Here is a 20,190-nt window from a genome sequence, read left to right on the forward strand (position 1 = left end):
AACTTTGTCTCAAAATTTATTTTATGAAAATCAATCTAAAAAACGGAATCGATAAATTACTTTTTGGGATGAAACAAAAAGACGTAGAAGCGATTTACGGGAAACCAGACCGCAATTATAAAGACGAAGATGATAACCAAATTTTAGTGTATAACAAACTTAAAGCACGTTTGACATTCTACCAAGAGGAAGAGTTTAAATTAGGGTATATTGTAGCTTCTAGTGCTGATTTGGAATTATTCGGAAATACAATTATTGGAAAAAAGATAAGTGAAGTGAAAAAAGACTTAGCATCTAACAATATTGCCAAATTCACTCAAGAAGAATTTGATACGTTTGAAAACTATTTTAACGAAGAGAACTGGATTATTTTTCAGACCGAATTTGAAGAAGTAGTAAAGTTCGAAATCGGAGCCATTATCAATGCAAAAGATGAATTTGATTGGAAATTTGGTAAATAACAATTGACTCGATATGAATAAAAAACCTCAACATTAACTGTTGAGGTTTTTTATTTGGGTTAAATTGTTTTTATTGTTTTGGAGTAGGAGCTTTGTCTGAAATCTCTAGTTCAAAAACTAAATTAGTATTGGGTGGTATTACACCCCCAGCACCTCTTTCTCCGTAAGCTAATTTAGATGGAAGAAACAACAACATTTTATCACCAATATTCATCAAACTCAATCCTTCTAAAAAGCCAGGAATCATTCCGTCTTTTTTACCTGCTTCAAAAGGGAAAGGTTGGTAGCCATTTTGATCTGCACGGGCTTGATTGAATTGACCGAAAGTTTTAGCAACCTCTGCATAGTTACTATCGAATAAAGTACCGTCTTCAAAATAACCTGCATAATAGAAATAAATAGTGCTTCCAGCAACAGGTTTAACATCAGAACCTTTTTGTAAAAGCGCATATTGTAATCCTGAGGCTGTGGTTAAAGCTGTCGCTTTAGTAGCGGCTAAGTAAGCGGCTTTGTCCTTGATTACACTTCCGTATTTCTCAAGATATGCACGTTTGTTTTCAGCTTGAATAGCGGCTTGTTTAGCTCTGTTTTCTGCATCAATTGCAGCTTGTTTTTTAGCATCCTCTGCTTTGTTAGCATAGTAATCAGAGAAAATTTTAACAGCATCAAATTTAGCGGCTAAAGCCCCTTTTCGAGTAATTGTTACTTTAGTAATAACATCGTTTTGTTCAATTTTATTCACTACATCCATTCCTTGCGTAACCTGACCAAAAACAGTATGTTTTCCATCTAACCAAGGGGTTTCTTTATGAGTGATAAAAAATTGACTTCCGTTAGTAGCCGGACCTGAATTAGCCATAGAAAGTATTCCTCCTTTGCTGTGTTTTAAATCGGTAAATTCATCTTTAAATGAATAGCCAGGACCTCCAGAACCGTTGCCCGCAGGATCACCACCTTGAATCATGAAGTCTTTAATTACTCGGTGGAATTTTAATCCATCATAAAATGGTTTCCCTTTTAATTTTTCATCAGCTACAAAAGTGTTTTTCCCTTCTGCCAAACTGATAAAGTTAGCTACGGTAATTGGTGTTTTTTGAAATTCTAATTGAACTACAATAGTTCCTTTATTGGTTACAATATTGGCAAAAATTCCTTCAGTAGTTTTAGGACTTGCCATTTGTGAAATAGCTGGTTTTTTTGCAGGAAGTCCTTTTTTTAATTTTTGTGCTTGTACACTTACGATTCCTAAAAATAAGAATACTAGAAATTTTGATTTCATTGGGTATGATTTTATTAGGTAGTATTTATTGTGCTTTTAATAATTCAATTTCAAAAATAATATTAGCGTTTGGCGGAATAACTCCTCCAGCACCAGCTTCTCCATATCCTAATTTAGAAGGAATGAAAAGCACGGCTTTGTCTCCAAAAGATAGTTGTTCTATTCCTTCGATAAATCCAGGAATCATGCCGTCTTTTTTACCTGCTTGAAAAGGAATAGGTTGGTAGCCATTTTGAGCTGCTCTATTAGGGTCAAAAGTACCAAATGTCTTGCATACACTTTCAATGCTACTATCAAACAAAGTTCCGTTTTCTAAAAAGCCGGCATAGTGAATGAAAATTCCTGTTCCCGCTTTAGGTTTAGCACCGCCACTTTTTTTAGTAATTACAAATTGTAATCCTGATTTTGTTGTAGTTGCTTTTACTTTTAATGCGGCAAAAGATTTTACTTTAGCATCAATTACAGTTTTGTATTTTTCATTGAAAATACGTTTGTTCTCTGCGTCAATGGCAGCTTGTTTCTTTTGATTTTCCGCCTCAACGGCAAAATAATCATGGAATACTTTTACGGCATCAAATTTTTTAGCAGCATCTCCATTACGAATAATCGTTACTTTACTCATATAATCATCTTGAAGAATTTTGTTTACCGCTTCCATTCCGTTGCCTACTACATGACCAAAAATAGTATGTTTACCATCTAGCCAAGGCGTTTCAACATGAGTAATAAAAAATTGACTACTATTGGTCGCTGGACCATTATTGGCCATCGCCAAAACACCACCTTTGTCAAAACGCAAATCGGTAATTTCATCTTTAAAATGATAACCTGCATCACCAGAACCTGTTCCAAGAGGATCTCCTCCTTGAATCATGAAGTTTTCAATTACTCGGTGAAATTTCAATCCGTCGTAAAAAGGTCTATTTTTGATATTCTCATTGGTTACAAATTCATTTTTACCTTCGGCAAGACTAACAAAGTTAGCTACTGTTATAGGTGCTTTTTCATAATCCAATTGAACGATAATTTCGCCTTTGTTGGTTTCAATTTTGGCATATAAACCATCGGGTAAATTGTTGTTTTCTTCTTTACAAGAGTAAAAAGAAGCAATAATAGCTAAGGCAAATAGAATGCTTTTTTTCATTTCAAAATAGTATTTAGTTTAAAGAATCGTTTTTAGTTTCCAAAACGGGATTTGCATCGGCTTTCATTTTTTGATCGTAATTGGCTTCCGACATAAAATCACGAAGTGTGACAATACAAAATAGCGGTTTGTTAGTGCCAATTTTCTTATTATCGCCGTGATAACCGTATCCTATATGCGAGGTGAAAAGAAAATTCACTTTTTCTTTACGGTGCATTAATTTAATTCCTTCACGTAAACCCGTCATGATATTTTGTTTGTCAACGAAATAGGTTTGAGGACCCAATTCGCTTTTGGAATAAATCACTTTACCTTTCAAGTCTTTTACTTCGTAATCAAACAAAGCGACATCTCCTTTCTTAGGACTTAAAGTATCGATGTGATTGTAAGTAGAATACGAATACCAAAATCCTTTTGTAGAAGCAATAAATTTAGTTTTAGGGTTTTGTCGAATCACTCGTGCAATTTCGGCTTCTTCTCCTGCAATCAATTTTTTATTGCGATCAATTGATTGTCTCATGAAAGTTCCCGAAGCATGCGAAATCGGTTTTCGTGCTTCTTGATTCCGTTGGCAACTGCTAAAAAGAGCAAGTAATAGAATAGCCGCAACTAATGTATTTTTTAATTGTTTCATGATTTAGATGGGTAAGTTTTTAACTAAATCTTCAAATTTTTGAATGGTATCTTCCATCGAATTTTCTGATTTTCCTCCAGCAGCATTGATGTGACCGCCTCCATTGAAATGGTCTCTTGCGAATTGATTCACATCAAAATCACCTTGAGAGCGGAACGATATTTTAATTATTTTTTCGTCTTTGTTTTCGATGAAAATTGCCGTAAAAATGATTCCTTTAATACTCAATCCGTAGTTGACGATTCCTTCGGTATCTCCTTTTACATGGTCAAAAGAATCCAGTTCGTCTTGTGTCAAATACGTATAAGCCGTTTTGTGTTCGGTATATACCTTCATGTTTTGCAATGCACGACCTAAAATTTGCAAGCGTCCAAACGAACTATTGTCAAAAAGCAAAGTAGGAATCACGGTGTTTTTTACTCCTAAATCAATTAATTCGGCAATGATTCGGTGCGTAGTTCCCGTAGTTTTTGGGAAACGAAATGACCCTGAATCGGTTAAAATCCCGGTATAAATACAAGTCCCAATATTTTCGTCAATGTCTGCTTTTTTTCCTAAAAAGGAAATGAAGTTGTATAGCATTTCGCAAGTAGAACCAAAATTCGTATCCGAATAGGTATAGGTAGCATAATCATGCGGGAATTGATGATGATCAATCATGATGAAAGGAACTTTGAGTCTGCTCAAAACAGTTTCCATTTCGCCAGTTCGGTGTAAAGCATTAAAATCTAAAGTAAAAATGATTTCGGCTTCTTCTAGTATTTTGGTGCAATTTGCGGTATCTTTTTCGTATATTTTCACTGTATTTGCTCCCGGAAGCCATTCTAAAAAATGAGGCATTTCGTTAGGCGAAATTACAGTTGGCAGGTGATTATTTTTAAGTAAAAAATGGTATAAACCTAAGGTAGAACCCATGGCATCTCCATCAGGTCCACGATGTGGAATAATTGCAATCTTCTTAGGAGTAGATAATAGCTCCTGAATCGCTTGAATATCTTGTGTTTTCATAGATTGCGAAATTACATTTTTTTAATTTAAACGAAAAATCATTTAAATAATTAACCTAATTTTCACATGTTTAGAAAAGATCCTGTCTAGAAGGATTGAATTTTTGGTACAAAAGGTATTTAGGACCTTTTACAATCTGCGAATGGTAAATCCCAACAGGACCTGAAGCAAAATAGGCTACCAAACAAGCTCCACCAATAAAGACACCACTTTCAATTCCGAAAAGTTCTATCCCCATAACGGTACATGCAATAGGGGTGTGAGTTGCCCCAGAAAAAACAGCTACAAATCCCATTCCTGCTAATAGTGCAATTGGCAACGGAATAACTACTGACAATGCACTTCCTAAAGTAGCTCCCACAAAGAAAAGAGGAGTTACTTCTCCGCCTTTAAAACCCGCACCTAAAGTAAATCCAGTAAAGAGAATTTTCACTAAAAAATCATACGATTCGTTGGGTGTTGAAAAGGATTTTACTATTTCAGGAACCCCAAGACCAATGTATTTAGTGGTACCAATACAATAAATGAGTATTGCTAAGACAGTTCCTCCAATTAGAGGACGAAGTGGAGCATACTGAACGTATTTTGAAAATGAACGACTCCAAAAATGGGCAGTTCTAGAAAATAATAACGCTGCTAATCCAAAAAGAATTCCAACGCCAATAGTCCAAATTAGATTAGTCCAACTCATTTCGGGAATACTAGGAATACTGTAGTGGGTGTGTTGGACTTGCCAAAACTCGACAGTGTAATAAGCTGCATAAGCTACTACAAATGACAAAACCACACTTTTGATATTGATTTTACTGAAATAGACCACTTCCAAAGCAAACAAAGCTCCTGCTAATGGCGTTCCGAAAACGGAAGCAAATCCAGCACTAATTCCTAAAATAAGAATGGTTTTTCGGTCGTTTTTGTCCAATTTGAATAGCTTCGAAAATTGGTCGGCAATAGCACCTCCTATTTGCACTGCCGTGCCTTCGCGCCCTGCAGACCCTCCAAACAGGTGTGTGATTAAAGTACCAATAAGTACCAAAGGCGCCATTTTGAACGGGATGGGTTGTTGTGGATTTTCGTATTCTTCTAAAAGTAAATTATTGCCTTTTACTACCGAAGTACCGTAATAATGGTATAACAAACCTATAATTAAACCTCCAATTGGTAATAGCCAAATGATCCCGTTGTGGTATTCTCTAATTTGAGTAACCCATTCTAAAGCGACTAAAAAGAAAGCGGATGCCGAACCTGAAAAAAGTCCTATCAAAGCACAAATGACCAACCATTGTAGGGTAAGACGAAGTGTTTTTTGTAGGTTCATACTCAAGTATAGCAAATTATAAGTGGGTCAAAAATAGATTAAATTCGTGAATCATTAATTATTAAGGAATAAAAAAAGCCGTAAACAAATTCGTTTGCGGCTTTTTCTAATAAATAATAATTTATAATTTTAACTAACAACTGCTGTAAATTCAATTTCTACCAAATATTCAGGAGCAACAAGTTTACTGATTTCATAAAAACCTGTAGTTGGTTTAATGTCTTTGAAAAAAGTTGCATGTGCTGTTGCAACTGCTTCAAAAGAGTTAATATCAGTAGTGAAGATACGAGTACGAATTACATCTTTCATGCTTACATTCAAATCTTCCAATACTTTTTCTACGCGTTCTAATATGTTTAAGGTTTGAGCGTGCGCATCGTCGGCCTTTACTTTTTCTCCATCTACAATGGCAACAGTTCCAGATACTTCAACGATGTTTCCAATACGAACGGCACGGCAATAGCCCATTTTATCTTCCCATGGTGAGCCTGTCAAGATATTTTCTCTTTTCATTTTGTTATTTTTAAGCTGATTTTTAAGTGGTGCAATTTACGATAATCAACCTAATTAGGAATCGAGTGGGAGCATAAAAGCGGTTATATAATGCTATGTTTTCAAATGATTTGTTAGAATTTTAGAACCGGAATTTGTTAAGAAATTTCTAATACGTGAATCACAAAAGGTATTTATACTATTTTTGTCACCACAAGTTTTATCAGTGTAGGGTATAATGAAACAATTACTAGTATTTATTGCGATTCTTGGTTTGGCATGGCAAGGACAAGCTCAAAGCGAGTTTAGTGCTAAGTTCAAGGCAATTCCAGTAGGAAAGTTTCCGATTGCTCCTAAAAAAGCAGCTGAGCCTAAAAAAGTAGCACCTCTTAATTCGGATATCCCGTCTATTAAAGTACCCAATGTTTTCAATAGCCCCGATGCGATGGTCAATAAACCTACGCCTGCTAAATCCTACCAATTAGGGCAATCGAATACTTTTTCGATGATTCAAAAAAATGAATTTATCAGACCAGGTGCCGAAGTAGAAGCACGCTTGAATAAAAAAGACGAAGATCCTGGTGCTATTGTGTATCGAAGAAATCAAAATTTGGGTGATTTTAAAACCAAAGCCGAAAAAGCACGAGTGATGTACCGCGATGCTGAGTATGTGGATGGTGACGTTATTCGGGTCTATTTAAATGACAAAGTAATTCAAAGTCAAGTAACCCTTGAAGGTGCTTTTAAGGGTTTCGAAATTGTATTAGAAAAAGGATTCAATAAAATTGATTTTGAGGCATTAAACCAAGGAACTTCGGGTCCAAACACTGCCGAATTTAGGGTGTATGACGATAAAGGGGTTTTGATTAATGCGAGTCAATGGAACCTAGGCACAGGCTTCAAAGCAACGATTTTATTGGTCAAAGAATAAAAAAATATTTTTTTCAAAATCCATTTTTCAATTCCGAATTTTAAAAGTATTTTTGCGCATGCAACACAACGTACTTATTTTAGATTTCGGGTCGCAATACACACAGCTTATTGCGCGTAGAGTTCGCGAATTAAATATATTCTGCGAAATTTTTCCTTACAACAATTTTCCAACAGATTTATCACCGTACAAAGCTGTAATTTTAGGTGGAAGTCCATTTTCTGTTCGTTCAGAAGATGCGCCTCATCCTGATTTATCTCAAATTAGAGGTAAATTACCTATGCTAGCGGTCTGCTACGGAGCACAATATTTAGCTCACTTTAGTGGTGGAGAAGTAGCTGCGTCAAACACAAGAGAATACGGAAGAGCTAATTTGTCTTTCATAAAAGAAGACGAAGTTTTCTTCCAAGGAATTTCTCCAAATAGCCAAGTGTGGATGAGCCATAGTGATAGTATTAAAGCATTACCAACTCATGGGGTAAAATTAGCTAGTACACACGATGTTGAATTTGCTGCCTACCGAATTGAAGGTGAGACAACTTATGCTATTCAATACCATCCAGAGGTGTTCCATTCGACAGAAGGAACGAAAATGTTAGAGAACTTCTTGGTTAACATAGCCGAAGTACCTCAAAATTTTACTCCGAATGCATTCGTTACCGATATGGTAGCAGAGTTAAAAGAAAAATTGAAAGACGATAAAGTAGTATTAGGTCTTTCTGGAGGAGTTGATTCAACGGTAGCAGCGGTATTATTGAACCAAGCAATCGGTAAAAACTTATATTGTATTTTTGTTAATAACGGTTTACTTCGTAAAAACGAATTCCAAAATGTATTGAATCAATACAAAGGAATGGGATTGAACGTAAAAGGGGTAGATGCTGGAGATCGTTTCTTGTCTGAATTAGCAGGAGTGAGTGATCCAGAAACCAAACGAAAAATCATCGGACGTGTATTTATTGAAGTGTTTGATGACGAATCACATTTGATTGAAGATGTAAAATGGTTGGCACAAGGAACTATATATCCTGACGTAATCGAATCAGTTTCGGTAAAAGGGCCGTCAGCAACTATCAAATCACACCATAATGTGGGTGGTTTACCAGATTATATGAAATTACAAATTGTAGAACCTTTGCGCATGCTTTTCAAAGATGAGGTGCGTAGAGTAGGAGCTACTTTAGGAATTGATCCAGAACTATTGGGAAGACATCCTTTCCCTGGACCAGGATTGTCTATTCGAATTTTAGGAGATATTACTCCAGAAAAAGTACAAATATTACAAGATGTGGATTCGGTTTTTATCGAAGGATTGAAATCTTGGGGATTGTACGATAAAGTTTGGCAAGCAGGAGCAATTCTATTGCCAGTAAACAGTGTTGGGGTAATGGGCGACGAACGTACCTACGAAAAAGTAGTGGCGCTTCGTGCTGTTGAATCTACTGATGGTATGACCGCTGACTGGGTACATTTACCGTATGATTTCTTGATGAAAATTTCAAACGAAATCATTAATAAAGTAAAAGGAGTGAATCGTGTGGTGTATGACATTAGTTCAAAACCACCTGCCACAATTGAGTGGGAATAATATCGCTTATTTGAAAGTTTTTAATTGAAACGGTATCAGATTTTGTTATAAATTTGATACCGTTCGATTGTTATAAAGGAATTGTTTTAAAACAAAATAAAATGAACTGTTTTTTCAAAATATTAATTGTTTCGCTATTGTTTGCCAATACAATTGGTGCGCAAGAAACTACTACAACTCAGAATCAAAGTAGCACATTGCAGTTAGAAAAGCCTTTGGTAAATCAAACTAAAAAGTTGGCTTTACTATTGCCTTTTAATTTGGCAAAAGTCCAAAACGACACTGTAAATACTATTGCAGACCGCTTGAAGAAAGATAAATTTCTGAATATGACTTTGGATTTTTATTCCGGTGCATTGGTGGCGATTGACTCGGCGAAACAATTAGGAATTTCGGTAGATGTAAGTGTATTTGATTCAGAAGAAACGAAGAATAATTCCAATATTGCGAACCTAATTAAGCAGAATAAGTTGGATGATTTCTCTGCAGTGATAGGGCCTTTTTATCAAACAAATGTGGAAAAAACAGCCGAATTGCTAACCACTAATCAAGTAGCAGTGATTTCGCCTTTGTCAAAGGAAATTGGGAAATCGTATCCTAATTTATTTCAAACCATTACTTCTCCAACTTTAATTCGTTCCGCTATTTTTGATTTTATGCGTTCTAAAAATGGAAATATTCTTGCGGTAGTAGATAAAAAGAAAGTATCGGTTAAAAAATACATTATAGACAATCAAAAAGATGTTCGATTAGTCAGTTTAACAGAAATAGGAGCATTAATTCCTGAAAGTTTGTCGAGTAAATTGCAAAAAGACAGAATAAATTATGTTGTGCTAGAAACAGAAAGTACAGTTTTGATTAAAGCAACGTTAAAACTACTTTTATCCAAACTAAAAGAATGTGCAATCCAACTTGTGATTTTGGAACCCAATGAAACTTTGGATACGGATGAAATTGAGTTTGCCAATTTACTCAAACTAAAATTATTGTATCCTTCAATGACGAGAGAAAATACTAGTCCAGAAGCTACTATTTTTGAAAAGAATTATAAATTGAAAAACAAAGTAACACCTAATGCTTTTGCTATCCGTGGATTTGATGTTACTTTCGATACGTTGATGCGTTTGTCTCAAGCTACTACTTTTGCAGAAAGTGCCTCAACTCAAGCTACGGAACAAGTCGAAAGTAAGTTCGATTATTTCAAAAATGAAATGGGAGGTTTTGCTAATAAAGGATTGTATATTTTGTATTACGATGCCGATTTGACGGTTAAAGTGGCAAAGTAATGATAGTTTGATTCGAATTAATAAATAATATACTTCGTCTAATTTCTATTTTATGAATAAAGCTACCATAAATTTAGTTCTAGTTACTTTACTAATGATATTAGGAGGGTGTTCTTTGGTTAATAATAAATTAATTCCAACTGCAAATAAAGGTGGTTATACAATGGATGTTATTAAATCAAAATCCAAAACTAATTCTGACCAACTTATTATTAAGGGGACTGTTTTTGACGTAAATACAGGTGCTCCAGTAAAACCACCAGTAATTTTAAAAGTTGGTTGTCTTAAGGTTGAAGTTTCTTCTCAAGGCAACTATTCTTTTACAACTAAAAATTTCAAGCAGGATTATTTTTTTATTGAAGTAATATCAATTGGATATAAATCGATTGTTACTAATTTTCTTGATTTGACGAATAAAAATGAGTTAATAATTAATTTTTACTTGGCTGAGGATGATAGACCCTTGTTAGAGTGTCCCTTAAATGTAATTCAGAAAAACTAATCTCAACTGACCAATTGGAAAACGACCAAAAACAATTAATCAAGCTGGCGCATACTAAAATGCCTTTTGGGAAATATGAAGGTTGGCATTTAATAGACTTGCCCGAGTATTATGTGGTTTGGTACAGCAATAAAGGATTTCCTAAAGGCGAATTGGGACAACAATTACAATTGGTTTACGAATTAAAATTGAACGGATTGGAAGACTTAATTCGGAACATCAAAAAGCAGTATCCTAAACCTATTTAAAGGTTTTTTTACTGCCAGAACTTAAATTTTAAATGGAACTTGAGTAATAATTTGAATGTTTGCAAATTTTCCAATTTTCACATTTTCAAATTCGCTTTTTCTCAATTTATAATTGTATTTTTGCGACGTTTTTTACACAACTACAATACAAACTAACACAGAATGAATCAAACGAAATATATTTTTGTTACTGGCGGTGTAACTTCTTCTTTAGGGAAGGGGATTATAGCGGCATCTTTGGCGAAATTATTACAAGCAAGAGGATATAGAACCACCATTCAAAAGTTCGACCCTTATATCAATGTGGACCCAGGGACGCTAAATCCTTATGAACACGGAGAATGTTATGTAACTGATGATGGTGCAGAAACCGATTTGGATTTAGGTCACTATGAGCGTTTCTTGAACGTTCCTACTTCTCAAGCGAATAATGTAACCACTGGTAGAATATATCTTTCGGTAATTGAAAAAGAACGTAGAGGAGAATTTTTAGGAAAAACCGTTCAGGTGGTTCCTCATATTACCAATGAAATTAAAGACAGAATGCAGTTGCTTGGAAAATCAGGTGATTACGATATTGTCATTACTGAAATTGGTGGAACTGTGGGTGATATTGAATCATTGCCTTATATCGAATCGGTTCGTCAATTAGTTTGGGAATTGGGTGAAAATAACGGAATTGTTATTCATTTGACGTTGGTGCCTTATTTGGCTGCAGCCGGAGAATTGAAAACAAAACCTACACAACACTCGGTGAAAACGTTGATGGAAAGCGGAATAAAAGCGGACATCTTGGTGTGTAGAACTGAACATGAGATTTCAGATGAGATTCGCAATAAATTGGCTTTGTTTTGTAATGTAAAAAGAGAAGCAGTGATTCAATCTATTGATGCTTCAACTATTTACGAAGTGCCTAACTTGATGTTAGAAGAAGGATTGGATGTTGTGGCTTTGAAAAAATTAGATTTACCTAAGAAAGCGGCTCCTGATTTGAAAAACTGGAATACGTTTTTGAAGCGTTTGAAAAGCCCAAAACACACCGTAAATATTGGTTTGGTTGGGAAATATGTAGAAATGCAGGATTGTTATAAATCTATTTTAGAAGCCTTTATTCATGCAGGTGCAGCCAATGAAACCAAAGTAAATGTGATTTCAATTCATTCTGAACATATTGACAAGTCAAATGTCAATGAAAAATTAGCGGGATTGGATGCTGTTTTAGTAGCGCCTGGTTTTGGCGAAAGAGGAATTGAAGGAAAAATCGAAACCGTACGTTATGTGCGTGAAAACAAGATCCCATTTTTTGGAATTTGTTTAGGAATGCAAATGTCGGTAATTGAATATTCAAGAAATGTTTTAGGACTTTCGGATGCCAATTCTACTGAGATGAATGAAAAAACTTCCAATCCAGTGGTGAACTTGATGGAAGAGCAAAAAACGATTACAGATAAAGGTGGAACAATGCGTTTGGGAGCTTGGAATTGTGATATTAAACCAGGTACATTAGCTCATAAAATTTACGGAACAACTTCTATTTCAGAACGTCACCGTCACCGTTATGAATACAATAGTGCCTATTTAGACCAATTGCAAAAAGCAGGATTATTGGCTTCAGGTACAAATCCACAAACTGGTTTGGTAGAAATTGTAGAAATTGAAGATCATCCGTTTTTCATTGGAGTACAATACCATCCAGAATACAAAAGTACAGTAGCCAATCCGCATCCTATTTTTGTGAATTTTGTGGCGGCAGCAGTTAAAGCAAAGAAAAAATAATACAAAGAACCCCGTTTCTTAAAACAATAACTATTTTAAAAGTATAATGGAAGAAAAAAAATTAGACCTCAATTCAATCATTGGTTTTGTATTGATTTTCGGAATCTTGATTTGGATTATGTATCAAAATCAACCCGAACCTAAGGTAGTTGCTGCTGAAAAAGCTAAAAAAGAATTGGTTGCCAAAGCAGCTAAAGCGCAAGAATTAGCTCAAAAATCAATTGAAAAAGCAGCTGTAGCTGTTGTGACTTCAGGTGATTCAACTCAATTGGCTCAATTGCAAAAAACATTAGGAAACTTCGCGTATTCAGCTACATTACCTTCTGCAAAAGCGGAATTTACTACACTTGAAAATGATTTGGTACAATTAAAAATCGCAAACAAAGGTGGTTTTATTGTAGAGGCTGTTTTAAAGAAATATGAGAAATTCAAAAAAGGATCAGGTCAGTTGGTTGAGTTGATTAAAGACAACAACACTAATTTAAACATTACCTTACAAACTACTGATAATAGATCATTAAATACAAAGGATTTGTATTTTGAGCCTAGTTTGTCAAAAGTAGGAGAGGATCAAATTCTTTCGATGAAATTAAAATCGGGAGCTAACGAATTTCTGGAGTACAAATACATCTTGAAACCGAATGATTATATGGTTGGTTTCGATTTGCGTTCTCGAGGGTTGAATAAAGTCTTAAATACTGCTAAACCTTTGGACTTAGAGTTCGACATGAAAACGTTTAGAAACGAGAAGAGTATTTCGTATGAGAACCGTTATGCTGAAATTTATTTTGAACACGAAGGGGATAAAATTAATTATGTAGGACAAGGTAAAGACAAAGAAGAAACACCGGAAAAAGTAAATTATATCGCTTTCAAGCAACATTTTTTTAGTGCTATTTTATTGACTAATACGCCGTTTGCAACTTCAAAATTACATTCTACTAATTTAGTGAATGACGAAACAAAAGATACTGTTTTTACCAAACAATTTAAAGCAGAAGTACCTTTAGCGTTTACCAATGGCGAATTGGATTATAAAATGAATTGGTATTTTGGGCCTTCAGATTATAAAACGTTAAAAGCATACGATAAGAATTTAGAAAAAATTATTCCTCTAGGTTGGGGAATTTTTGGTTGGATTAATAAATTGATTTTCATTCCATTGTTTGGATTTTTAAGTTCGTTTATTGCCTATGGTATTGCAATTATTGTATTTACAATCATTATTAAAGTGGCCATGTCGCCAATTACTTTCAAGTCATTCTTGTCTCAAGCCAAAATGAAAGTATTGCGTCCTGAGATTACTGAATTGGGTGAAAAATTTAAAAAAGACCCAATGAAAAAACAACAAGAAACGATGAAGTTGTATAACAAAGCGGGTGTGAATCCAATGGCAGGTTGTATTCCAGCTTTGATTCAGTTGCCATTTATGTATGCTTCATTTCAGTTCTTCCCATCGGCTTTCGAATTGAGACAAAAAAGTTTCCTTTGGGCGGATGATTTATCGTCATTTGATGAGGTAATCAAATTGCCATTCCGCATCCCTATGTATGGAGATCATATTAGTTTGTTTCCAATTATGGCAGCAATCGCGATTTTCTTCTACATGAAAATGACTTCGGGTGACCAACAAATGGCGGCACCTCAACAAGAAGGAATGCCTGATATGGCAAAAATGATGAAATATATGATATATATATCGCCATTAATGATGTTGATTTTCTTCAATAGTTACGGGGCAGGATTGAGTTTGTATAACTTTATCTCTAACTTAATTACAATTGGAATTATGATCGTGATTAAAAAGTACTTTATTGATAGCGATAAAATTCACGCTCAAATTCAGGAAAACAAACTGAAAGAGCCTAAAAAACCAAGTAAGTTCCAACAAAAATTGCAAGAGGCAATGGAACAAGCCGAAGCTCAAAAAGCACAACGTAACAAAAAATAATTTTCAAAAAAATCTCGATTCATTTCGGGATTTTTTTTGCAGCAATAATTTTATGTAAAACGATTCGTTAGTATAAAAAAATAAAATATGAGAAATATACTATTCTTCTTGTTCACCATGCTGTTTAGTGTTTTGCATGCGCAAACAGAAACTAATAAATTAGACGCTAAAGGATTAAAGCACGGTGTTTGGAAAGGTCTTTACGAAGAGTCAAAAAGACCGCGTTATCAAGGTACTTTTGAGCACGGAAAGGAAATTGGTCTGTTCCAATTTTTTGATGATACTCAAAAAGGAGATGTAATTGCCACACGTGAATTTAATCCAAAAGACAATTCAGCATACACGATTTTTTATGACCAAAATAAAAACAAAGTGAGCGAAGGTAAAGTGGTTAATAAGGTATTTGAAGGATTGTGGAAATATTACCATTATGCTTCTCCAGCTGTGATGACAACAGAGAATTATAAAAACGGAAAGTTAGAAGGACTAAGAACTGTATATTTCCCTAACGGAAAGATTGCAGAACAAATCAATTATGTGAATAATTTAAAGGAAGGAGCGTATAAAAAGTACACCGAAACTGGGATTGTGATTGAAGAATCGTTTTTTAAAAATAATGAATATGATGGCTTGGCTATTTTTAGAAATGTAAATGGGAATGTGGTTTCAAAAGGACTATTTGCCAAAGGTCTAAAAATAGGAATTTGGGAAGTTGTGGAAAATGGGAAATTAGTTAAAAAATCGAGCGAAGATTTGGCCACAAAATCGAAAATTACCAAAAAGAATTAAGATAGAGGCAAAGCCAAATTCAGCCAAATGTTTTGTAACTTTGTCTCCCATTTAATCCTAATATAGTAGAAATGAAACGTGTAGTTGTTGGACTTTCCGGAGGTGTTGATTCGAGTGTTGCTGCCTATTTGTTGCAACAACAAGGGTATGAAGTGATTGGCCTTTTTATGAAAAATTGGCACGATGACTCGGTTACCATTTCTAATGAATGTCCGTGGCTAGAAGATAGCAATGATGCGTTGTTAGTAGCTGAAAAATTAGGAATTCCTTTTCAGACAGTTGATTTAAGCGAACAATACAAAGAAAAAATCGTGGACTATATGTTCAACGAATATGAAAAGGGACGCACTCCAAATCCTGATGTATTGTGCAATCGCGAAATCAAGTTTGACGTTTTTATGAAAATTGCTTTAAGCCTTGATGCTGATTATGTTGCTACAGGTCACTATTGTCAGAAAAGTGAAATTGAGGTAGACGGAAAAATGATATACCAATTGAAAGCGGGGGCAGATAATAATAAAGATCAATCGTATTTTTTATGTCAGTTGTCGCAAGAGCAATTGGCAAAAGCGTTGTTCCCTATTGGGAATTTAACCAAACCAGAAGTGCGCGAAATAGCAGCACAAATGGATTTAATTACTGCCGAAAAGAAGGATTCTCAAGGCTTGTGTTTTATTGGAAAAGTTCGGTTACCCGAGTTTTTACAACAAAAATTACAACCTAAAGCAGGATTAATTGTTCAAATCGATAAAAATAATCCAGTATATCAAATAGCTAAACCAGAAGGACTTTCGATAGAAGAAAGTTTGGCTTTTGATGCGAATAAAATTAACTATACTCCTGAAATGGGCAAAGTAGTGGGCAAACACCAAGGTGCGCACTATTTTACTATCGGTCAACGAAAAGGACTGAATGTTGGAGGTACCACTGATCCTTTATTCATCATAGCTACTGATGTGGAAACTAATACCATTTACACGGGTTTGACTAGTCAGCACCCAGGGTTATTCCGTAAGGCGTTATTTATTTCTAATTCGGAAGTGCATTGGGTGCGCCCAGATTTGGCTTTAGCCAAAGGAGAATCGATGGAGGTAATGGCGCGTATTCGCTACCGACAACCATTGCAAAAAGCCACTTTACACCAATTTGAATCAGGAATGTACGTCGCCTTTGACGAACCACAATCCGCTATTACTGAAGGACAATTTGTAGCTTGGCATTTAGGCGAAGAATTAGTAGGTTCGGGAGTAATTTCTTAGCTTAGATGTATTGCCATAGAAAGGTAAAAGAAATTGATATGAGAATTGTTTTTATTTTCCTTTTATCGCTTACCAGTTCGATGGTTTTTTCGCAAGAAGATGCTTGGGTCTATTTTAATGCAAAATCCAATGCGCAAGCCTATTATAATGCGCCTTTGCAAATGCTTTCGCAAAGAGCTTTGGACAGGAGAATTCGACAAAATATTGCTTTGGACGCCAAAGATATTCCCATTTCGTTATCCTTTGTCAATCAAATCAAATCAGCTAATGGGATTACCGTTATGGCTCAATCCAAATGGTTGAATGCGCTCCATATTCGGGGAACTGTAGCGGCTATAAATGCCTTGAAAAATCTGGCTATTGTCGAAAAAATAGTTTTTGCTAATCGTTCGTTGAATTCAACGGCAAAAACGGCATCCATTGCTAAACCTAAGAACCTAATCAATAAATTGGAAACCCAAATTGATTTTGCTTATGGAAGTTCGGCTAACCAAATCCAGATGTTGAATGGTCAGTTGTTACACCAACAAAATTTCACGGCTTCAGACAAAATTATTGCCATTATGGATGCTGGATTTCCAGGTGTCAACACAGCGCAACCTTTTCAACGCTTGCGCGATCAAAATAAAATCTTGGGAGGCTATGATTTTGTGCATCGTTCTTCCAATTTCTATTCTGGAAATCATCATGGAACAATGGTGCTATCGAGTATGGGTGGTTATAAAGAAACTGCTTTGGTAGGCACTGCACCGGATGCTTCCTATTATTTGTTTATTACGGAAGACACAACATCCGAAAATCCAATTGAAGAATCGCTTTGGGTTGAAGCCGCTGAAAAAGCCGATAGTTTAGGGGTGGACGTTATCAATACTTCATTGGGCTATTTTGGTTATGATAATCCCAATTATAGTCACCGGTACTCCGATATGACGGGCGACACTAATTTTATATCTAAAGGAGCTAATATCGCTTTTTTGAAGGGAATGATTGTAGTGGCTTCGGCAGGAAATGAAGGTGGTACATCAGAACCACATGTGGGAGCGCCAGCAGAAGCAACGGAGGTAATTGCGGTGGGGGCTGTGACGGCTTCAAAAGCATTGGCAAGTTTTAGTTCGATAGGACCTTCTTATGACGGAAGGGTCAAGCCCAATGTGATGGCACAAGGTCAGTCTTCTGTACTTTCAGATGAATATGGGAATATAGTTACCGCTAGCGGAACGTCTTTTTCAGGTCCAATTATGGCGGGAATGATTGCTAGTTTATGGCAAGCTTTCCCAAATAAAACCAATCAAGAAATTAGGCAATTGGTGCAAACTTCGGCAGATCGATATGCGAGTCCCAATCCCCAATTTGGTTATGGAATCCCTAATTTTAGTTTGGCTTTAGCCAATGGGCAATTGACCCAAGATGATTTTGTGGTGTATCCTAACCCAAGTGCTGACGAAATTCATTTCAATCTTCCAGAAAATAGTACAAAAGGAACTTTAGTTGTTTATTCTATTTTGGGACAAAAATGTATTGAACAAGTTTGTTCAAGTCGATTTGTTATGCTTTCAGTATCTCATTTGCAAGAAGGGATTTATTTTTATACATTCGAATCGGAAGGATTTTCTAAATCAGGCAAAATCATTAAAAAATAATACAGTATGAACAGTATTACGAATCTTTTTAAAATTAAATATCCTATTGTTCAAGGCGGAATGATTTGGAATAGTGGTTACAAATTAGCTAGTGCGGTGAGCAATGCAGGAGGTTTAGGGTTAATTGGTGCTGGTTCGATGTATCCTGAAGTACTTCGTGAACACATTCAAAAATGTAAAAAAGCGACTTCAAAACCTTTTGGAGTAAATGTTCCGATGTTGTATCCAAATGTTGAAGAAATTCTCAAAATAATCATTGAAGAAGGGGTGAAGATCGTTTTTACTTCGGCAGGAAATCCAAAAACTTGGACGCCTTATTTGAAAGAAAATGGTATTACAGTAGTTCATGTGGTGAGCAGTTCTACCTTTGCCTTAAAGGCACAAGAAGCAGGAGTAGATGCAATTGTGGCAGAAGGTTTTGAAGCTGGAGGACACAATGGTAGAGAAGAAACCACTACGCTCACTTTGATTCCGATGGTGAAAGAAAAAATCAGAATTCCACTGATTGCTGCAGGAGGAATTGCTACAGGGAGAGGGATGCTTGCCGCCATAGTTTTAGGTGCTGACGGAGTACAAATGGGAAGCCGTTTTGTGGCTTCGAATGAATCTTCGGCTCATGACAATTTTAAAAATACGGTAGTGAATACGAAAGAAGGCGATACCCAATTAACTTTGAAAGAATTGGCTCCTGTTCGTTTGATTAAAAATAAGTTTTATCAAGAAGTTCAAGAATTGTATGCTAAAGGAGCTACTAAGGAAGATTTAATTCAATTATTAGGCCGTGCTAGAGCAAAAAGAGGTATGTTTGAAGGTGATTTGGACGATGGGGAATTAGAGATTGGCCAAATTGCAGGTTTGATTCATAAGATTCAACCAGTGAGTGAAATTATTGAAGAGATTATTTCTGAATTTGAATTGGCACAAAAAGAAAGTGCAAAATGGACTTTTTAATACCCACTAATGAATAAATTAATTCGATATCTGTTTTTTCTTTTGATAACTTTAGGATGGCAACAGTCCTATGGGCAGGTGTACAAATTTAGCACTTCGGGTTTTAGTGTGTTAGAAAAAAATGAGAAAGGGAAATGGGGCGAATGGTCCGATTTAGAACTATCTAAAATGATGGTTTCTTTGGATACCAACAAAAATAGAATTGTGATTTATTCTCAAATTATACAATTGTTTGAGATTGTAGACTACCTCCCAACTACAGAAAATGAAACCGATATTGTGTATGGTTTTACTTGTAAAGACAATGATGGAGTAGATTGTAACGTGTCAATCATTACTAGAAAAAAACAGGGTAATCGAAAACAGTTGTACCTTAATTATGGCAATCAAATTATAGTGTACAATATCTTTAATATGGATTAATTAGGGTAGTTCAATGTCTTTGATGAACTCGTCATATTCGGCATAAAACAATTCTAAAGCCATCATCTTTTCGTTGAAAAAATCAAAAATAGCATCCCAATAATTCCTATTGCTAACACTTACTCCTTCTTTTTCAATCCAAATACGGCTAATGGTCTTTCCATTTTCTAGGTAGTAATTTTTTTCAAACACAAGGTCAGAAATGAATTCTTCTTCCAAAATACTTTTTAGTGCTTCTAATTTTTCAAAATAAGCGATGCGTTTATCGTCATTTCGAGGTTCAATATCGATGAGAACTTGCGCTTTTTTATTGTCAACATAAAACTTAAAAGAAAAATCTTTAATTTTTGTATCATACAAAAGCCATTTTCTAGGATATTTTTCGGCAAAGGCAATCCAAAATTCACGTTTCAATCGTTGTGCTTCCTCTTTACTGTACATAGGTATTGATTTTGATGTAGAAAGTTTGTGTACTTGCTATTTATAAACTAAATTTATATACTCTTGTTA

At 35.3% G+C, this 20,190-nt stretch carries 20 protein-coding genes; 13 read left to right on the plus strand and 7 right to left on the minus strand.

Going from position 1 to position 20,190, the window contains the following annotated elements:
- The first annotated feature begins 23 nt into the window (after positions 1-23).
- A complete protein-coding gene (locus RMR09_RS05905; protein WP_310594874.1) occupies positions 24-461 on the plus strand; it encodes a hypothetical protein in 438 nt (145 codons plus the stop codon).
- A 70-nt stretch (positions 462-531) separates the two neighbouring features.
- Here the strand turns inward: RMR09_RS05905 and RMR09_RS05910 are convergent, their stop codons facing one another.
- The 6 genes from RMR09_RS05910 to RMR09_RS05935 form a co-directional block, all read right to left on the minus strand.
- Entirely contained in the window at positions 532-1,740 is a 1,209-nt protein-coding gene (locus RMR09_RS05910; RefSeq protein ID WP_310594875.1) for a peptidylprolyl isomerase, read from the minus strand.
- A 25-nt stretch (positions 1,741-1,765) separates the two neighbouring features.
- On the minus strand, positions 1,766-2,884 hold the full coding sequence (locus RMR09_RS05915) for a peptidylprolyl isomerase (protein ID WP_310594876.1): 1,119 nt from the start codon (positions 2,882-2,884) through the stop codon (positions 1,766-1,768).
- A 13-nt stretch (positions 2,885-2,897) separates the two neighbouring features.
- Positions 2,898-3,518 carry a gliding motility-associated peptidyl-prolyl isomerase GldI gene (gldI, locus tag RMR09_RS05920; RefSeq protein WP_310594877.1) on the minus strand — a complete coding sequence of 207 codons (621 nt, stop codon included), beginning with the start codon at positions 3,516-3,518 and terminating at the stop codon, positions 2,898-2,900.
- Between the two features lie 3 nt (positions 3,519-3,521).
- Positions 3,522-4,526, minus strand: a complete 1,005-nt coding sequence (locus tag RMR09_RS05925) for a bifunctional oligoribonuclease/PAP phosphatase NrnA (RefSeq protein WP_310594878.1) — start codon at positions 4,524-4,526, stop codon at positions 3,522-3,524.
- Positions 4,527-4,596: 70 nt separating this feature from the next.
- Entirely contained in the window at positions 4,597-5,844 is a 1,248-nt protein-coding gene (locus tag RMR09_RS05930; RefSeq protein WP_310594879.1) for a voltage-gated chloride channel family protein, read from the minus strand.
- A gap of 129 nt (positions 5,845-5,973) precedes the next feature.
- Complete coding sequence (locus tag RMR09_RS05935; RefSeq protein ID WP_310594880.1) at positions 5,974-6,357, minus strand: RidA family protein; 384 nt, start codon at positions 6,355-6,357, stop codon at positions 5,974-5,976.
- A gap of 217 nt (positions 6,358-6,574) precedes the next feature.
- Between RMR09_RS05935 and RMR09_RS05940 the strand changes: the two genes are divergently transcribed.
- The 12 genes from RMR09_RS05940 (at position 6,575) to RMR09_RS05995 (ending at position 19,680) form a co-directional block, all read left to right on the plus strand.
- Positions 6,575-7,267, plus strand: a complete 693-nt coding sequence (locus RMR09_RS05940; RefSeq protein WP_310594881.1) for a hypothetical protein — start codon at positions 6,575-6,577, stop codon at positions 7,265-7,267.
- 58 nt (positions 7,268-7,325) lie between these two features.
- The gene (gene guaA, locus RMR09_RS05945; RefSeq protein WP_310594882.1) at positions 7,326-8,855 is read left to right on the plus strand and encodes a glutamine-hydrolyzing GMP synthase; all 1,530 of its coding nucleotides are present in this window, start codon (positions 7,326-7,328) and stop codon (positions 8,853-8,855) included.
- Between the two features lie 101 nt (positions 8,856-8,956).
- Positions 8,957-10,141 carry a hypothetical protein gene (locus RMR09_RS05950; protein ID WP_310594883.1) on the plus strand — a complete coding sequence of 395 codons (1,185 nt, stop codon included), beginning with the start codon at positions 8,957-8,959 and terminating at the stop codon, positions 10,139-10,141.
- A 52-nt stretch (positions 10,142-10,193) separates the two neighbouring features.
- Positions 10,194-10,643 carry a hypothetical protein gene (locus tag RMR09_RS05955; RefSeq protein WP_310594884.1) on the plus strand — a complete coding sequence of 150 codons (450 nt, stop codon included), beginning with the start codon at positions 10,194-10,196 and terminating at the stop codon, positions 10,641-10,643.
- Between the two features lie 14 nt (positions 10,644-10,657).
- Positions 10,658-10,891: a DUF3820 family protein gene (locus tag RMR09_RS05960; RefSeq protein WP_310594885.1), complete on the plus strand. Its 234-nt coding sequence runs from the start codon at positions 10,658-10,660 to the stop codon at positions 10,889-10,891.
- A 162-nt stretch (positions 10,892-11,053) separates the two neighbouring features.
- Entirely contained in the window at positions 11,054-12,667 is a 1,614-nt protein-coding gene (locus RMR09_RS05965) for a CTP synthase (RefSeq protein ID WP_310594886.1), read from the plus strand.
- A gap of 46 nt (positions 12,668-12,713) precedes the next feature.
- Positions 12,714-14,618, plus strand: coding sequence for a membrane protein insertase YidC (gene yidC / locus RMR09_RS05970; RefSeq protein ID WP_310594887.1), 1,905 nt, complete (start codon positions 12,714-12,716; stop codon positions 14,616-14,618).
- Positions 14,619-14,705: 87 nt separating this feature from the next.
- Positions 14,706-15,407 (plus strand): hypothetical protein, encoded by a 702-nt coding sequence (locus RMR09_RS05975; RefSeq protein WP_310594888.1) that lies wholly within the window; start codon positions 14,706-14,708, stop codon positions 15,405-15,407.
- 71 nt (positions 15,408-15,478) lie between these two features.
- Complete coding sequence (gene mnmA / locus RMR09_RS05980; RefSeq protein WP_310594889.1) at positions 15,479-16,666, plus strand: tRNA 2-thiouridine(34) synthase MnmA; 1,188 nt, start codon at positions 15,479-15,481, stop codon at positions 16,664-16,666.
- Between the two features lie 38 nt (positions 16,667-16,704).
- Positions 16,705-18,306, plus strand: a complete 1,602-nt coding sequence (locus RMR09_RS05985; RefSeq protein WP_310594890.1) for a S8 family serine peptidase — start codon at positions 16,705-16,707, stop codon at positions 18,304-18,306.
- Positions 18,307-18,312: 6 nt separating this feature from the next.
- A complete protein-coding gene (locus tag RMR09_RS05990; RefSeq protein ID WP_310594891.1) occupies positions 18,313-19,257 on the plus strand; it encodes a nitronate monooxygenase in 945 nt (314 codons plus the stop codon).
- A gap of 9 nt (positions 19,258-19,266) precedes the next feature.
- Complete coding sequence (locus RMR09_RS05995) at positions 19,267-19,680, plus strand: hypothetical protein (protein ID WP_310594892.1); 414 nt, start codon at positions 19,267-19,269, stop codon at positions 19,678-19,680.
- Here RMR09_RS05995 and RMR09_RS06000 read toward each other — a convergent pair whose 3' ends face one another.
- Positions 19,681-20,121: a DUF4268 domain-containing protein gene (locus tag RMR09_RS06000; protein WP_310594893.1), complete on the minus strand. Its 441-nt coding sequence runs from the start codon at positions 20,119-20,121 to the stop codon at positions 19,681-19,683. It lies immediately after the preceding gene.
- Positions 20,122-20,190 lie beyond the last annotated feature (69 nt).

Origin of the sequence: Flavobacterium sp., from assembly GCF_031537875.1 — a bacterium.
Classification (GTDB): domain Bacteria; phylum Bacteroidota; class Bacteroidia; order Flavobacteriales; family Flavobacteriaceae; genus Flavobacterium.

Excerpts from the sequence above, each read along its gene's own strand:
- RMR09_RS05905 (WP_310594874.1), top strand. The coding sequence starts at position 24 with ATGAAAATCAATCTAAAAAACGGAATCGATAAATTACTTTTTGGGATG.
- RMR09_RS05910 (WP_310594875.1), bottom strand. The coding sequence starts at position 1,740 with ATGAAATCAAAATTTCTAGTATTCTTATTTTTAGGAATCGTAAGTGTA.
- RMR09_RS05915 (WP_310594876.1), bottom strand. The coding sequence starts at position 2,884 with ATGAAAAAAAGCATTCTATTTGCCTTAGCTATTATTGCTTCTTTTTAC.
- gldI (WP_310594877.1), bottom strand. The coding sequence starts at position 3,518 with ATGAAACAATTAAAAAATACATTAGTTGCGGCTATTCTATTACTTGCT.
- RMR09_RS05925 (WP_310594878.1), bottom strand. The coding sequence starts at position 4,526 with ATGAAAACACAAGATATTCAAGCGATTCAGGAGCTATTATCTACTCCT.
- RMR09_RS05930 (WP_310594879.1), bottom strand. The coding sequence starts at position 5,844 with ATGAACCTACAAAAAACACTTCGTCTTACCCTACAATGGTTGGTCATT.
- RMR09_RS05935 (WP_310594880.1), bottom strand. The coding sequence starts at position 6,357 with ATGAAAAGAGAAAATATCTTGACAGGCTCACCATGGGAAGATAAAATG.
- RMR09_RS05940 (WP_310594881.1), top strand. The coding sequence starts at position 6,575 with ATGAAACAATTACTAGTATTTATTGCGATTCTTGGTTTGGCATGGCAA.
- guaA (WP_310594882.1), top strand. The coding sequence starts at position 7,326 with ATGCAACACAACGTACTTATTTTAGATTTCGGGTCGCAATACACACAG.
- RMR09_RS05950 (WP_310594883.1), top strand. The coding sequence starts at position 8,957 with ATGAACTGTTTTTTCAAAATATTAATTGTTTCGCTATTGTTTGCCAAT.
- RMR09_RS05955 (WP_310594884.1), top strand. The coding sequence starts at position 10,194 with ATGAATAAAGCTACCATAAATTTAGTTCTAGTTACTTTACTAATGATA.
- RMR09_RS05965 (WP_310594886.1), top strand. The coding sequence starts at position 11,054 with ATGAATCAAACGAAATATATTTTTGTTACTGGCGGTGTAACTTCTTCT.
- yidC (WP_310594887.1), top strand. The coding sequence starts at position 12,714 with ATGGAAGAAAAAAAATTAGACCTCAATTCAATCATTGGTTTTGTATTG.
- RMR09_RS05975 (WP_310594888.1), top strand. The coding sequence starts at position 14,706 with ATGAGAAATATACTATTCTTCTTGTTCACCATGCTGTTTAGTGTTTTG.
- mnmA (WP_310594889.1), top strand. The coding sequence starts at position 15,479 with ATGAAACGTGTAGTTGTTGGACTTTCCGGAGGTGTTGATTCGAGTGTT.
- RMR09_RS05985 (WP_310594890.1), top strand. The coding sequence starts at position 16,705 with ATGAGAATTGTTTTTATTTTCCTTTTATCGCTTACCAGTTCGATGGTT.
- RMR09_RS05990 (WP_310594891.1), top strand. The coding sequence starts at position 18,313 with ATGAACAGTATTACGAATCTTTTTAAAATTAAATATCCTATTGTTCAA.
- RMR09_RS05995 (WP_310594892.1), top strand. The coding sequence starts at position 19,267 with ATGAATAAATTAATTCGATATCTGTTTTTTCTTTTGATAACTTTAGGA.
- RMR09_RS06000 (WP_310594893.1), bottom strand. The coding sequence starts at position 20,121 with ATGTACAGTAAAGAGGAAGCACAACGATTGAAACGTGAATTTTGGATT.